Origin of the sequence: Maribacter aurantiacus, assembly GCF_005780245.1 — a bacterium.
GTDB classification, from domain to species: Bacteria; Bacteroidota; Bacteroidia; order Flavobacteriales; family Flavobacteriaceae; genus Maribacter; species Maribacter flavus.
In genome coordinates, this window is the sequence record NZ_VBUK01000006.1 from 127944 (window position 1) to 143299 (window position 15356).

Annotated in this window: 11 protein-coding genes; 1 reads left to right on the forward strand and 10 read right to left on the reverse strand. The window is 43.4% G+C overall.

From position 1 onward, the window contains the following. The 5 genes from FEK29_RS11520 to FEK29_RS11540 all read right to left on the reverse strand — a co-directional run bounded on the left by FEK29_RS11520 (position 1) and on the right by FEK29_RS11540 (position 6522). Positions 1 to 1626, reverse strand: a complete 1626-nt coding sequence (locus tag FEK29_RS11520) for a sulfatase family protein (RefSeq protein ID WP_138258588.1) — start codon at positions 1624 to 1626, stop codon at positions 1 to 3. Positions 1627 to 1725: 99 nt separating this feature from the next. Then, entirely contained in the window at positions 1726 to 2544 is an 819-nt protein-coding gene (locus tag FEK29_RS11525; RefSeq protein ID WP_138258589.1) for a sugar phosphate isomerase/epimerase family protein, read from the reverse strand. Between the two features lie 11 nt (positions 2545 to 2555). Further along, positions 2556 to 3278: a gluconate 2-dehydrogenase subunit 3 family protein gene (locus FEK29_RS11530; RefSeq protein WP_138258590.1), complete on the reverse strand. Its 723-nt coding sequence runs from the start codon at positions 3276 to 3278 to the stop codon at positions 2556 to 2558. 4 nt (positions 3279 to 3282) lie between these two features. Further along, positions 3283 to 5004 carry a GMC family oxidoreductase gene (locus FEK29_RS11535; protein ID WP_138258591.1) on the reverse strand — a complete coding sequence of 574 codons (1722 nt, stop codon included), beginning with the start codon at positions 5002 to 5004 and terminating at the stop codon, positions 3283 to 3285. Between the two features lie 141 nt (positions 5005 to 5145). Next, positions 5146 to 6522 carry a sialate O-acetylesterase gene (locus tag FEK29_RS11540; RefSeq protein WP_138258592.1) on the reverse strand — a complete coding sequence of 459 codons (1377 nt, stop codon included), beginning with the start codon at positions 6520 to 6522 and terminating at the stop codon, positions 5146 to 5148. 144 nt (positions 6523 to 6666) lie between these two features. Between FEK29_RS11540 and FEK29_RS11545 the strand changes: the two genes are divergently transcribed. Continuing rightward, on the forward strand, positions 6667 to 8043 hold the full coding sequence (locus tag FEK29_RS11545) for a Gfo/Idh/MocA family protein (protein ID WP_138258593.1): 1377 nt from the start codon (positions 6667 to 6669) through the stop codon (positions 8041 to 8043). On the opposite strand, the gene FEK29_RS11550 is transcribed toward FEK29_RS11545, so the two are convergent. From FEK29_RS11550 to FEK29_RS11570, 5 genes are all read right to left on the reverse strand, one after another. Beyond that, complete coding sequence (locus FEK29_RS11550; RefSeq protein ID WP_240042738.1) at positions 8044 to 9060, reverse strand: LacI family DNA-binding transcriptional regulator; 1017 nt, start codon at positions 9058 to 9060, stop codon at positions 8044 to 8046. It abuts the gene before it with no gap. Positions 9061 to 9215: 155 nt separating this feature from the next. Beyond that, positions 9216 to 10532 carry a xylose isomerase gene (xylA, locus tag FEK29_RS11555; RefSeq protein ID WP_138258594.1) on the reverse strand — a complete coding sequence of 439 codons (1317 nt, stop codon included), beginning with the start codon at positions 10530 to 10532 and terminating at the stop codon, positions 9216 to 9218. Between the two features lie 21 nt (positions 10533 to 10553). Beyond that, positions 10554 to 12035 (reverse strand): xylulokinase, encoded by a 1482-nt coding sequence (locus FEK29_RS11560; protein ID WP_138258595.1) that lies wholly within the window; start codon positions 12033 to 12035, stop codon positions 10554 to 10556. A gap of 269 nt (positions 12036 to 12304) precedes the next feature. Continuing rightward, complete coding sequence (locus FEK29_RS11565; RefSeq protein ID WP_138258596.1) at positions 12305 to 12925, reverse strand: response regulator transcription factor; 621 nt, start codon at positions 12923 to 12925, stop codon at positions 12305 to 12307. Positions 12926 to 13552: 627 nt separating this feature from the next. Next, positions 13553 to 15265 (reverse strand): PorP/SprF family type IX secretion system membrane protein, encoded by a 1713-nt coding sequence (locus FEK29_RS11570; protein ID WP_138258597.1) that lies wholly within the window; start codon positions 15263 to 15265, stop codon positions 13553 to 13555. Positions 15266 to 15356: the final 91 nt, after the last annotated feature.

The following is a 15356-nucleotide window of genomic DNA, read 5'->3' on the forward strand; positions in this document are numbered from 1 at the left end:
CTATTCCATTCTTAAAATTTCGCTATCCAAATAACCAATTCGTTCCGCCTTGGCTTCAAAATTCAAATCTTTAGATAACGGTTTTACGTAGACCTTCCAAATGGAATCCTGGGGAAGTTTCCAAACAATCGTAGCGTCCCGTTGCGGGGAAATCAACTGGACGACGGAATCCTTCATGTCAACCTCTAAGGGAGGCAAACGCTTTGCTTTTCCATCGGGGAGCCATTGGGCGATAAGTTCCCGCTCCGGGATTCCACCTAAATCCTTACTTTCCTTGATCCATTCATCTAGAATGTTTCGGTAGAAGATGAGCGTATCCTGCAAATCGGGATTTCCTGCGAGGTTGTCCAGTTCATAAGGGTCGTTTTGCAAATCGTACAATTCCTCCTCCGGTTTGGTGGAATGCAACCAAGCTGCCTGTTGTTCGTTCAAGGCTCCTTCGTTATAAAGTGTACGTAACGCTTGCATCATCGGCATTTGCTCGCGATAGGAAACGGGCAACGCGTGACTTAGTTCCGTATTGTAACTTTTAATGTATTTATAGCGCTTGCTACGTACGGCGCGCAATCGGTCATAAATTTCATCAAACCGATCTGACGTATGGAACGTATAATTGGGTTTCTTTTTAACCTCATACTTCCCAAACTGTGCCACGCCCTGCATGACTTTTGGCGGTTCAATACCTGCTAGCGAAAGTAGTGTTGGGGCATAATCGATAAAACTTATCAAACGGTCATCATAACTTCCGGCGTTCTCGTTCTTGGGAAATTTGATAATCAAGGGCACTTTTACCCCTGTATCGTACAAGGCCCTTTTATGTCGAGGGAAGGGTCCCCCATGATCACCATAGAAAAAGATAATGGTGTTTTCATACAGGCCGTCTTCCTTCAAGTCTTCCAAAACCACTCCAATCTGGTCATCCAAACGCTTCAGGTTACTATAATTCACGGCCAAATCATGTCTGATTACCTCCGAATCCGGGAAATAAGGAGGTACCTGTACATTTTGCGGATCGACAAAAAGTGAATCCTGGCCCCTGTTCCAAATTTGGGACTCGTGGCACACAGCAAAATTGAACACGGTAAAAAATGGCTGACCTTCTTTACGTTTTCTCCAATGGCGTTCCCCGCTGCTCTCGTCCCAAGCCGCATCGGTCCTTTCAAAATTGTAATCCTCCTTAGGACCATTGGCGGTGTAATAACCAATTTTTCGTAGGTATTCTGGAAACATTTTCACTCCCTCCGGCACCACAGGGGAGTAGCTGGGCAAGCTATCCAATAGAGGTTCATTGATTGGCGCCCAGGGTTTATGTGTTCTCATATTATGGGTTCCCAAGGTCGTGGGATACATGCCAGTAATAATGGAGCTTCTGGCCGGGGCACATACGGGAACCGGAGCCACGGCATTTGTAAATACGACTCCGTCGTTTGCAAGCGATTCCAAATTTGGTAAGGATATCGTGGAATCCCCATACATGGGAAACCATTCCGGGGATTGATCTTCGGCAACCAGCCAAACGATATTGGGAAGGTCATGAGAGTCCATAATTCGATTGTCCTTTTCCTTTTCGGAACAACCAAAAAATAAAAAAGCTAGTAATGGGGTAATCAGATATTTAGAAGGCATAGGATTAAATCGATAATCCCATAAATATATGGTTTTTACAAACAAAAAGCCGTTCAAAGTTTCTGCTGAACGGCTTTTACTCAATCTATTGATTTTGAACTATTCAAGACTTTCCAAAAATTGCAGGCTTTGGGGAACTTGCTCCACCACCCGGCTTGATTCGTCCTCAATGAACATGTATTCCAGACCTAGTTTTTTGGCTTCGGCAACCACTCCGGCAATATCCACCTGTCCCGTTCCCAATACCACGTTTGTCTCTACATCCTCATGGCCGGTATTATTACCCTTTACACCATGCTCCATGTCCTTTAAATGCAATAAAGTCATTTTCCCGGGATACTTTTTCATGAGCGCTACCGGATCGGCCCCACCATGTTTTGCCCAATACACATCAAGTTCGAAGGTGAAATCGGTTGCATTCTTGGCCATATAGTCAAAGAACGTACCGTCCTCATACGGTCTAAACTCATAGCCGTGGGCATGATAGGTCAAGGTCAAACCCGCTTCCTTCAAGCGCTTTCCGGCCGTATTGAAAACATCCGTGGCATGTTTGGTCTCTTCCAAGGCCCAATTGTTCCCATCATGGGGAACCCATGCGCACATGACATATTTAGCCCCGAAATCCTTGGCATTCTGGATGACCTTGTCCACATTTTTTTCCAAATCATTGAAATCCGCTCCAACGCTCACAACCTGTAGATCATGCTCCTTTAATAGTCCTTGAAAGTCCTCTAAAGGCATTCCATAGGTACCGCCACCTTCAATCTTTGAGATTCCCCATGAATTGATGAGTTTTAGGGTTCCGGGAACATCTTCCTTAAACTGGTTTCTAAGGCTATACAATTGCAACCCGACTTCCTGGGCGCTAGCGCCGAACGCCATACATCCAATAGCAATTACCGTTAAAAGCTTCTTCATTTTCTTTGTAATTAGGTTAGAAGGTTTCCTTCATCGTCCCATTCCGCAATGACGTTTCGCTTGCTTTGGTCCACGCATTTAGCAATCCATTCCGGGTCATACGCTACGCCATGTTGGTCCAGCACATCCTGCGGAACACCGTCCCAGACATTGGGCTGGTTGCCCTTGTAACCCAAATCCGCTATGCCCACTTTGGAGGTGTAGTAACCGGTAACCGTCAAGCCCCGCATCATGTAGAAGAATTGAATTTCCAAAGGCTGTTCGGATAATGGCTTCTCAGTATCATGCCAGCAAATGGCATCACAGATCTGTTTTTTCTGCTCTAAGGTGGCCGATTTAAACTCGGTGCCAAATTCCGTATTGCTCTTATGGTCCAACCACATGAGTCCGCCCAACAACGTAGGAGCCATCTCCGGAATATCCTTGCCCATAAATTCCACCAGCTCGGGTACTCCCGCCTCTATGGGTCCGCCATGGGGTTCTTTTGGCGGAAGGATAACCACGCTCAAAGCGGCAATGGTTTCCATTTCATGCTCGTTGAACAACTGTTCCGCCTGTAGTTTTTCCAAACGTTCCAGCTCTGCAGGGGTCCTTCCAAAATATTTGTCGCTACTTTCCGTAATGGCCTGGTCTACGGCTTCCGTAGTTTCCGTTTTACAGGAATTGAAAACCAGTCCCGATCCTGCCGCTGCCCCACCAAGAAGTAGGGTCTGTAAACTCTTTCTTCTGTCCATCTTCTTAAATATTTTGCTTCTTTAATTGATCGATTATATAGTCCGATGCCCTCCAGGATAAGGCCATGATCGTCCACGTACAGTTCTTGTCCGCTTGCGATACGAAGGGTCCCGCATCTACAATGAACACATTATCACAGTCGTGCAATTGTTGAAATTTATTGGTCACGGAAGTTTTGGGGTCATCCCCCATACGGGTCGTTCCTACCTCGTGAATAATTTGTCCAGGAGCTAACAGGCCGTAGTTTTGGTCCTTCCCGGGTTTTTCACTCAATGGGATACCGCCCATGTTATGGATCAGTTCCTCAAAGGTATCCTGCATGTGCTTGGCCTGATTGATTTCATACTGAGAGTGCTTGTAATTGAATTTTAGGACAGGGATACCGTATTTGTCTACGGTGGTGGGGTCTATTTCGCATCGGTTTTCCCTGAAGGCGATGGCTTCCCCTCTACCTCCAAATCCAATGACCGAACCGTAATATTTCTTTACATCGTCCCGTAGACTATCACCATATCCGCCAACCTTTAATCCGAAAAACTTATTCATGCCGTTGGGATCAAAACCGAAACCGTAATTGGGTTGTCCCATGCCGCCCCAAACCTCAATGTGGTAGCCGCGGGGAAAATCCAACTTGGAGTTGTCTCCCCACCATGGGGAATAGACGTGCATACCTCCTACCCCGTCTTCGTTGTAGGAGACCTTTCGGTTCAAAAGACCCGGTATTACCCCAGATGCACTGGCACCTGTAGAGTCGTGCAAATATCTACCTACGACATCGCTGCTATTGCCCAATCCATTGGGATGCTGCTTGCTTTTTGAGTTAAGAAGTATCCTAGCGGAACTACAGGCGGATGCACCCAGAACGACGACCCGACCTTTTAATTTATATTCTTTTCTATCTTCCTTGTTGATGTAAGAAACTCCAGTCGCCTTGCCTTCCTCATTGGTAGTCACTTCGCGCACCATACAATTGACAAAGAGTTTTACCTTGCCTCCATTTTTTTGAGCCGGAAAGATAAGGCAACTACCTGCGGAGAAATCCGCATATACCTGACAAGAGCGACCACATTGGCCACAATAGAAGCATACGCCTCGTTCGTTATTGATTCTTTTGGTCAACATGGAAAGTCGGCCAGGTATCACCGGAATACCTGTTTTCTTTGCCCCGTTGATATAAAACAATTCGTGCAACCTTGGTTTTGGGGGAGGAAGAAAAAAACCGTCTGGATCGTTCTCACGGCCTTCCTTGGTCCCAAAGACCCCAATGAGCTTGTCCAATTTGTCATAATAAGGTTTTATATCCTCATACCCTATAGGCCAATCATCGCCAAGACCGTCCCTTGATTTCCCTTTAAAATCCTTTGGTCCAAATCGAAGTGAAATACGCCCCCAGTGATTGGTACGTCCTCCAAGCATTCTGGCACGCCACCATTTAAACTCGGTTCCTTCCTCATGGGTATAGGGCTCTCCTTCCACTTCCCAATCGCCCCAAGACTGATCCCATTCCCCAAAGGCCCGATCGGTGCCGGCACCTCTTCTTGGCGAATCGTATGGCCATTTTAACTGGGTCATCGTTTTTGGGTCCGCTGGGTCAAAAAACGGACCCGCTTCAACAACGGCTACGTTGAGTCCTGCATCCGCCAATTGTTTGGTGGCCATTCCGCCACCGGCCCCGGAGCCTACAATAATTACATCATACACTTCGGAGGATTCTTTTATCTGCATAACTTGGTATTTGGTTTATAGTACAATTTATAGAATTATTCAAAATCTAATTAGCCATTTCTCTGTTTGGAAGTATAAATTCATGAATCCTGATGTTTTTATACTCCATTTCTTGAAAATCCCGTACACCAATGAATTAAATTAAAGCTCCTCACTTATAAAAGTTGACGCAGGTAAACCAACCGAATTGAATAAATTTGGAACGTCCGTACTTCTATAAGCATATCGAACCATTTTTGGCTCCTTTGCCTCTTTTGCCTGTACGGTTACGATACCATTTTTGATTTTCGCCTTCGCCGGATACCAAGTTCCATCCGATGATAAAACCTCGAAATGCTCCAAGTCTTTTCCTTTCACGGTAAGCCCTTCATTATGTAAAAAATGAACCATTACTTTATCCCCGATAGCTTCGGCCTTATCGAACAAAGGTCCATAGACAGTTGTATCTAAAACATCATACTGTTGTTTAAGGGCAATGTTCGCCAAACGGATGCCCACATCCTTTTTATTTCTAGGATGGATATCGTCCACGGTACAAATATCACTGGTCATGGCCATACCCGTGTTGGGAAGTGACAAGGTCCTCCTTTGTTGATCCCGAACGATGCCGCCCTCATATTCCCGACCATATTTATAGGGCGCAATCTGTACAAAGTAAAAAGGGAATTCATAACCCCATTTATTTCGCCAGGATTGGATCAACGTACCAAAGGTATTTTCATAGCTTTCAGCGTTGGCCGTATTGGATTCCCCTTGATACCAGAGGGTTCCGCTTATTTTAAAATTCGTTAAGGGAGCGATCATGGCATTGTACAAAATCGACTTTTCAATCGGGACCCAAGGGTTGGGCTTTATAAGTCCGTAGGACTCTTGTAGGGCCGGGTACTTGTCGAATTCCTCTTCCGGTGTCCAGACTTCGGCACAGGAAGCTCCCCAAGAGGAGTCTATCAATCCAATGGGTACATCCATTTCTTCCTGAAGTCGTTCGGCAAAAAAATAGGCAACTGCACTGAATTCGGGCATGGTTTCTGGTGAACAAACCTGCCACGTCCCGGCCAAATTGTCCTGGGGATGATCAGCCGTTCTTTTTTCCACAGTAAACAGCCTAATTGTGGGTTTATCAGAACTAGATATGGCCTCCTCCTTATTGTCCAATCCGCTATTGGCGCTCCATTCCATATTGGATTGCCCGGAACATAGCCACACCTCCCCGATCAAAATATTATCGAGTAGAATCTCATTGGAAGCCCCTTTAAAGGCAATCTCATAAGGGCCACCAGCTCCCGGCGTTTCCACGGATATTCTCCACTTGCCCTTTATCGGCGTTTTAATGGAACGTACCTTGGAATCCCAACCGGTCGTAATCGTAAATTCCTCGCCCGGATGGGCCCATCCGAAGAGGTCAACGGTAGATTCCCGTTGCAAGACCATATTACTGGAAAATATGCTTGGAAGGGTAATTTCCGCCTTCGCAATAGAAACACAGCAAACAAAAAATAGTAAAAACAGTCTCCTCATGATAAATTGTTAATTTAAACCAATCAAATATAAATATTTAATAAGGTTCAGATAATTTTTATGCCAACATGATGTGTTTTTTTGTTTTTATCTGATAACTTACACGAAACTTTTTCACAGTCCAGCATTCTTAAGAAACTATTTATGAACACTGAAAAACAATTTTTAGGTAGACGGAATTTTATCAAAGGTGCATCCGCCGCTTCCCTACTCCTATCCTCCATGAGCAGTTATGGATTCGAATTTTTTGCCGATGAAAAACCAAAAAAAGTAGCACTTATCGGAACCGGTTGGTATGGCACTAGTGATCTGTTCAAACTTATACAGGTTGCCAATGTGGAAGTGGTTTCCCTTTGCGATGTGGATTCGAATTTTCTTAACGATGTCGCGGAACAGGTTTCCCAACGCCAAAAGAACGGGAAAAAGCCAAAGATGTATTCGGATTATCGGGACATGCTCAAAAAAGAAAAACTGGACATTGTATTAATCGGGACCCCAGACCATTGGCATGCCTTAATGTGTATTGAAGCCCTAAAATCAGGGGCACATGTGTATGTCCAAAAACCCATCAGCGTGGATATAATGGAAGGTGAGGCCATGGTGGCTGCCGCCAGAAAATATAACAGGGTGGTACAAGTTGGAACCCAAAGAAAAAGTACCCCACATTTGATCGATGTCAAAAGGGAGATTGTTGATAAGGGGCTTTTGGGCAAGATTGGCCATGTGGAGATGTGCTGCTATTATCACATGAGGGCCAACGGAAACCCTCCCGTACAGCCGGTACCGGAATTTTTGGATTACGAAATGTGGACGGGTCCAGCACCTTGGAGACCCTATGACGGAATTCCACATAGAAGATGGTGGCGGACCTTTATGGAATACGGCAATGGCATTATGGGAGACATGTGCGTACACATGTTGGACACCGTACGATGGATGTTGGATTTGGGATGGCCCAAACAAATAAGTTCAGAAGGCGGCATCTACATACAGAAAGAAGGAAAATCAAATATAGCCGATACACAGACCGCAGTTTTTGAGTATGATGACCTCAATTGTGTTTGGCAACATAGAAGCTGGGGCAACCCAGCGGACCCGGAATATCCCTGGGCCTTCGTAATCTATGGCGAAAAGGGCGTACTTAAAGGAAGTACCATGCAAGCCGATTTTATCCCCTACAAGAACGGCGAACCGATTCATTTCAACGTACTTTACGAGAAAGAGAAATATCCCGAGGATTTGGAGGAAAAGGACAATGAATTGCATGCGGCGCCAGCTACTCGAAGACATATGATCGATTTTCTGGAAGCAATAGCAAATGGCACCAAACCTATAGCGGATATAGAAGATGGACATATCTCAACCGCCAGTTGTATTTTGGCCAATCTTTCCATGGAATTGGGAAGACCTTTGACGTATGATCCCAAAACCAGGACCGTTGTGGGGGATGAAGAAGCTACGGCCAGATTAACGCGCGACTATAGGGAGGATTGGGAACATCCACATCCGGACACCGTGTAATTACTGAAGTTTCTTGGTAGAATCCCGTACCAAAAGGCTTGTTTTGACCACTTTGGTCTCAAATGGTCTATTGGGTTCCTTTATGCGTTTGATCAATAGCTCTGCGGCCTTTTCGCCAATGAATTTTCCATGCTGACTCACCATGGTCAAGGAAGGCGTGACGTATTGTGACAACTGACCGTTCGTAAATCCTACTATGGACACATCCCCAGGAACATTATAACCGCGAGATTTTACGATGTGCAAAATTTTTACCGCCGTAATTTCATCCAAGCCCAGAATACCATCTATGGGTTTGTAGTTCAAAAGGAAGGACATGAGCAAATCAAGATCGTCCTTGGCCGTAAAATTGACCACCAACTTTTCATCGAACTTGATTCCAGCTTCTTCCAAGGCCTTTCTGTACCCAGCCAACCGCAACTTCCCTACGCTCGATTTGCCTATGGGAGAAACGAAAGCTACGTTCTGGCATGCTAGGTTCAAAAAGAATTTTGTAGTCTTATATCCTGCTTCAAAATCGTCTACGATTACCTTATCGCAGTCTATCAACTCGGATACCCTATCGAACAATACCAATGGTATTTGACTCTCCGTTATTTCCCGTAACCCCTCGATTTGTTCCTTTACCTGGGTTTCCTCAGCCAAAGAAATGATAAGACCATCTACCGTTCCCGAATCCAAAAACGCCAAGGTTTTGGACTCCTTTTCATAGGATTCATCACTTATGCAACTGATAATATTATAGCCATTTTCATTGGCCACCTTTTCAATACCATATAATACTTGAACAAAAAAGTAGTTCAAAATATTTGGAACGATGACCCCAATGGTCTTGGTACTTCGGTTCAGAAGATTTAAGGCCAGCTTATTAGGTTTGTAATGATGTTCCTTGGCATACTCCTGTATACGCTTCTTCAAATCCCTACTAATTTCATGGCTGTCGTTGACCGCCTTGGATACCGTAGAGATGGAAACATCAAAATGTTGCGCTATATTCTTTAGGGTAATCTTCTTCATTATCCGATAATCAAATTTTGAATGCCATGGCGCTAGCGCCATGAACCAAATGAATATCTCTATCCTCACCTCGCTTGCTTTAAGCGAGACTGTTTACTTAAAACCAAAAAGGTCTTGAAGCATATCAAGACCTTATTGATAAAAAAATCCTTTGATTAAATATATTGATTTACAATATTTTCAAAAAGCTCTTGTTTGCCACTAACCAGAGGTAACTCGCCGTTCTCCTTGGCAATTTCGTACAAATCCTTCAAGTCCAATTTGCCTTCCTCAAATTCCTTCCCCTTTCCTGAGTCGAAAGAACTATACCGTTTTTTTCTCAAGCTTGAATAAGCAGAGGAGGAAATTATTTTATCCGCGGTTATCAAGGCACGGGCGAAGGTATCCGCACCGCCAATATGTGCTAGGAATATATCTTCCAGGTCCGTAGAGTTTCTTCGGATTTTGGCATCAAAATTAATACCGCCTCCTTGAAGTCCTCCCGCTTCCAAGAATACCAACATGGCTTCAGTAGTTTCAAGGATATTGTTTGGAAATTGGTCCGTATCCCATCCGTTTTGGTAATCGCCCCTATTGGCGTCCAAACTACCCAGCATTCCTGCTTTTCCGGCAACCGCCAATTCATGTTGGAAGGTATGCTGCGCCAAAGTAGCGTGGTTTACCTCTATATTGATCTTGAAATCCTTATCCAATCCATACTCCCTTAGGAAACCAATGGCGGTAGCGGAATCAAAATCGTATTGGTGTTTCATGGGCTCCATAGGTTTTGGCTCAATGAAGAAATTTCCTTTAAACCCTTGGGCACGGGCATAATCCCTACACATGGTCAAAAACTGCCCCATATGGTCCAATTCTCGGCCCATATCAGAATTCAATAGCGACATATAACCTTCCCTACCGCCCCAGAATACGTAGTTTTCACCATTTAGCTCCATGGTAGCGTCCAAGGCCATTTTAATTTGGGCACCTGCCCTTGCAACGATATTGAACTCGGGATTGGTCGCCGCACCGTTCATATAACGTGGATTTGAAAAACAGTTGGCCGTTCCCCAGAGCAATTTTTTACCGGATGCCTTCTGCTTCTCCTTGATATAGTCTACAATGGTATGCAATCTTTTTTCCGACTCCGCAAAGGTTGGACCTTCTTGAATTAGGTCAAAATCATGAAAACAGAAATAATCGAAACCAATTTTCTCAAAAAACTCAAAGGCTGCATCTGCCTTGTCCTTTGCCGCCTGAACAGGGTCAGAAGACTGGTCCCATTCAAAATTCTGTGTTCCCGGACCAAATGGGTCAGACCCTTGTCCACAGAACGTATGCCAATAGGCGATGGCAAATTTAAAATGCTCACGCATCGTTTTGCCCGCCACCACTTGTTCAGGGTTATAATATTTGAATGCCAAGGGATTATCAGATTCCTTGCCTTCAAATTTAATTGCATCAATTCCTTTGAAATATACTTTTTCTGCCATTATTACTGATTTATAAGTTGTTTACTTTGTTATTAATTCCAATTCCTTTTTCCAATGCTGGTAGGCTTTTTGATATTCCGCTTTATGTGCAAGCGGCTTAAATGTCATCACGTAATCGTTTTCCATGATAGCCTTCCCAAAAGCATCATAATCACCTTCCCTTAAAAGTCCGGCCCTAGCGGCCCCAATGGCCCCTGTAGTATTATAAATTTCTATATCATAGCCTATTAGGGTAGCCACCGTTTCCGAAAATATCTTGGACCTGAAAAGATTATCGTTACCAGCCCGCATGACGTTGACCTGAATACCATCGGATTCCATTATTTCCATTCCATAAACAAAGGAAAATGCGATACCCTCAAGGGCCGCCCTACAAAGATGCCCCTTACCATGGTTATTCAAGTTTATATTTACCAACCTTGTACCAACTTCCTGATTGTTAAGCATTCGCTCCGCTCCATTACCAAAAGGTATGATAACCACACCATCAGACCCAACAGGAATCTCATTGGCCAATCTGTTCATCTCGTCATAGGAACCCACTCCTAAATTATTCAGCAACCACCTGTACTGGATTCCGGAACCATTTATACACAAGAGCTTCCCTATTCTTGAGTCGCTTCCCGGACTATAATTGACGTGGGCAAAATTATTTACCCTAGCACTTTCCTTTACGGATAGACTATCGGTAACGGCATAGACAACACCGGAGGTACCTCCTGTGGCAGCTACTTCACCCGGGTTAAATACATTTAAGGATAAGGCGTTGTTGGGCTGGTCCCCAGCCCTATACAAAATAGGTGTCCCTACTTGTAGTCCACTTTCCGAAGCACCCTTTTCATTTACCTTGGATTGAATACCGAAAGTGTCAACGATTTCAGGAACCAAATTGGCATCCAGACCATAGTAGTCCATCAAAAAGGTGGCAATATCCTTATTCTTAAAATCCCAAAAAATCCCTTCCGAAAGACCGGAGACCGTTGTATTTATTTCACCCGAAAACTTCATTGCTATGTAATCCCCGGGTAACATAAACTTATAGATTTTAGAATATATATTAGGTTCATTGTCCTTTACCCATTTTAGCTTACTTGCCGTAAAATTGGAGGGGGAATTCAGGAGATACTCGGAACACTTGTCCTCACCTATTTCCTCAAAAGCTTTTTGACCGATAGGCACTGCACGACTATCGCACCAAATAATCGAATTCCTAAGCACTTCCCCGTCACTATCCACGAGCACCAACCCATGCATTTGGTAGGAAATACCTATACCAATTATATCCTGGGAAGAAATTCCGTGAGTTTGAATCAGATTTTTGATACCCTTGCAGGCATAGGTCCACCAATCCTCAGGATTCTGTTCCGCCCAACCATTTTTTATTGCCAACATGGACATCTCGGTCTCAGGCTCCTGTACCACATCCACACTTTTTCCAGTACCTGATTCCACCAAAGCGATTTTAATGGAAGAACTACCTATATCCAAACCTACATAATACATATACGGACTACTTTAATGCATTCTAATTTAGCCTTATAAAGGTACTATAATACAAGCTTTAAAAAGAATAGCACGGCTAAGATTACTTGTCAATAAGAAAGAATTTTCGAGTGATTATTTAGTATTCATCATCAATATACTATTGATTTTTAGATATTTATATTTTTTTCGTGAATTACGAAAATTTATCGAAACCCTTTTCGTAAAGAAAAAGGCCCAAGGAAACCAGATTTGTTTCCAAGGACCTTTACCCAAAGCATAAGTAGGTATTATAGACTTTCAAGCTTGCTTAAAGCTTCGGACTTTGAATTTACGTCCAACTTTAGATAGATATTCTGAATGTGAAAATTGACGGCACTGGTAGTAACAAATAGTTTGTCGGCTATCATTTTATAGGTTGCCCCATTGCATAAATAGTCTACGATTTGATTCTCCCGTTCGGAAAAGAAACTATAGGATTTCCTATTGAAATTGGAGACAACTTGTTTAACGATATCGTTACTGATGGTTGCTCCTTCTTCCCTGACGCTGGTCAAAGCATGGCTAAACTTGTCTGCAGACATGGGTTTGGTCAAATAGCCATTTGCTCCTTTTTTGAAACTTTTTTTAATAAGCTCGAAGTCGTTGTTTTCACTGATCATCACCACCTTTACGTTCCAGTCCTTTTTTCTATATAACTGAATGGTTTCCAAACCGCTGGTTTCCTCCAGGTCAACCTCGGTCAACACAATGTCCGGCCTGGTTCTATTAAAATCCTTTAGTGCCTTATGGGGTGTGGTATAAATTCCCATGAGTTGAAAACCATCCACTTTTTTTAGGTAGTTTAGATAGCTAACATGTAAATGTTCGTTTTTTTCAACAATGATAAATTTTAAATCCTGAGTTTTCATAAGTAAGTTAAATTGTCCTGTTCGGTTTCTTTTGGAAACCAAATCCGGGGGTTAATAATTGGGTAAAATCTGGGTAGCCTACGGCCCTTATTCGCTAGGAAGTTTTTTTGGGCCTAGCCGAAAAAACATCCTTTCCAAATTGGGTACATTTGGAAATCAAACCGAAAAAATAAAGGTGTAGGGCGAAATTAATTTAGCGGCGATGCTGCTCTGTATCAAACAACGGTCGATGCCAAATAGGTTTCAAGATACATTTCAAAAAATAAAGCAAATTGAGCAAATGCTTTGGGCTTGTCGTTAAGAAGGATTGCCTGTGGGTAGCAAGCTGTAGGTAAAAGTTATCCATAATCTGGGGGATTTGGGGTTAAAGAATGGTTTATTTCTGTTTGTTTCCGAAATATACTTCTTTAACAACTATACCTGACAATCTCCCTAATTTTTTCGTTCAAATACACTATTTGAGTGTAGTTCATCGAAAATAATAGCTTAAAATAAAAAGGAGGGGCCCCAGTTATCCCCCCGGATACTACCCCTCCTTCTGTCGACAATTTACTCAAACATAGAAATACTCAAACTTTTATATATCGATTCTAGTATGCAATTCTTGCTATATTTTTGTTAATCTTCTTAATATGAATCACTATCTTCAAAGGTGTTTGACACAGTGGCCGTGTGCTCGTCCACCTGCATAATCCACTTTTCATCATTGTACTTACCGCCTAGATTGGATACATAGGCATCATGCGCATCACTCTTATAATCATAATCCGCCAAATAGACGTAATACAGACCATTTTCTTTGTTGTAGAACTGTTGGGCGTTCAAGCCTTGGTCCTTTAGCTTTTGCATAAAGGCGTTCAAGTACTTTTTGTTGCTGTACACATTGGCAATAACATAGTAGCCAGATTTAACCCCCAACATATCCGCGCTTCCCAGCATTTTGATGGGCAGCTTGTTATATTTTTCGAAATCCTCCTCTGCGGCCCTACGTGCATGTTCCTCTTCCATTTTTTTGGCCGCCATCATGGTCCGCTCTTCTAATTTGAAATTTTGAAGGTTGGAGTCCACGCTGTTCTTTATATCGTTGCGTAAAAGCCGTACAATGGTTTCGAACTTCTTTTCAAAAGCCAAGGTCCTCGCTTCCTCTATGGAATCCTGTCTTAGGATGAGCTCGTCAAGGATCAATCGGTTTTGATAGGCCAGATCGTTCGGATCTATATTTTCCATGGCGGACGCCGCAACCGGATTGGCGACGGTCTCTTTTTCAGCTTCACGCTTTTCCTTTTTTCGAGTTTTATCACGCTCCGATATCAAATCGGCAATCTGCTCCTCATAATTCCGGACAATTGCATCTATCTTACTGTCCTCAGATCGATCTGCAATTGTAATGGACATGTCCTCATCCTTGAATTTGTAAGCCAAAGAAACTTCATGGTTCCACCCCAAATTGGATTCGTTCTGCGAGAGGTCCTTTTCTATCAAATATCCTAGGGACATTTTTTTGCTGAAGTTGAAGCCTACTCCGGCGGACATTCCATATTCTTGATCCAAAGTAGTCTGTAACCATCCATAATTGGGTAGATCCAACAGCAGGGAACCTAAATAGTACATGCTTCCATCCTCGTTTTTGCCCACTTGGGCCAAGGGCATCAATCGTGCGTCCTCAAAGAGCCCTCGGCCAGCGTTAAAGCTATGTGTGTACTGCATGGAGGCCTTTACGCTTCGGGTGGACAGGTTTGTCAAAAATTCATCCGTAGTTTGGTTGTATCGGAGTAAGTCCTGGGCATACAATCCAAAATCGAACTTTCCAATGGATAGGTTGATTCCCGGTTGTACGGCAATTTTACTCTCTTTTCTGGCATCGGATATTTCTGGATCGGCTTCGGAGATTACCACGCGGTTTTTATCCAGACCTTGATTAAAATAGGTAACGTTGGTTCCAAAGGTTAGCGTGCTTTTATCACCCAATTTTACGGCAGTGGCGTAGTTGGCATTGAAACCGAATTCCTGTACGACTCCGGACCATTGACTGTAAACACCAACACCTATTGCGGTTCTGTCATTAAGCAAATTGCTGAAACCAAGGAAGTAGTTTTGGGTATTGTCATCAAAAGTGGCGTATTGGTTCCTGTGCAAAATGTTGAGGTAGGATTTATTTTCCCTAACCAGTGAAAATGTAGGGTTGATCAAGTACCTATTATAGAAAAGCTGATTGTGATAGGTGCTGCTCGAGTTCAAATTGGCATTCGATTCCTGGGCGAATCCAGCCATGCTTCCAACAAATAGGAACAGTAAAATGGGCAGTCCTATTAGTACCGATTTTTTTATAGCGAATTTCATTTGAGTAGGGTTAAAAGTTCAAGTAAATTGTGTCTTCAAAGGAATGGGGGTATCGAATTTTCCATGTTCCATAAATGGATTCCGATGTCCT

Coding starts and splice junctions, on each gene's coding strand:
- FEK29_RS11520 (WP_138258588.1), bottom strand. CDS start 1,626: ATGCCTTCTAAATATCTGATTACCCCATTACTAGCTTTTTTATTTTTT.
- FEK29_RS11525 (WP_138258589.1), bottom strand. CDS start 2,544: ATGAAGAAGCTTTTAACGGTAATTGCTATTGGATGTATGGCGTTCGGC.
- FEK29_RS11530 (WP_138258590.1), bottom strand. CDS start 3,278: ATGGACAGAAGAAAGAGTTTACAGACCCTACTTCTTGGTGGGGCAGCG.
- FEK29_RS11535 (WP_138258591.1), bottom strand. CDS start 5,004: ATGCAGATAAAAGAATCCTCCGAAGTGTATGATGTAATTATTGTAGGC.
- FEK29_RS11540 (WP_138258592.1), bottom strand. CDS start 6,522: ATGAGGAGACTGTTTTTACTATTTTTTGTTTGCTGTGTTTCTATTGCG.
- FEK29_RS11545 (WP_138258593.1), top strand. CDS start 6,667: ATGAACACTGAAAAACAATTTTTAGGTAGACGGAATTTTATCAAAGGT.
- FEK29_RS11550 (WP_240042738.1), bottom strand. CDS start 9,060: ATGAAGAAGATTACCCTAAAGAATATAGCGCAACATTTTGATGTTTCC.
- xylA (WP_138258594.1), bottom strand. CDS start 10,532: ATGGCAGAAAAAGTATATTTCAAAGGAATTGATGCAATTAAATTTGAA.
- FEK29_RS11560 (WP_138258595.1), bottom strand. CDS start 12,035: ATGTATTATGTAGGTTTGGATATAGGTAGTTCTTCCATTAAAATCGCT.
- FEK29_RS11565 (WP_138258596.1), bottom strand. CDS start 12,925: ATGAAAACTCAGGATTTAAAATTTATCATTGTTGAAAAAAACGAACAT.
- FEK29_RS11570 (WP_138258597.1), bottom strand. CDS start 15,265: ATGAAATTCGCTATAAAAAAATCGGTACTAATAGGACTGCCCATTTTA.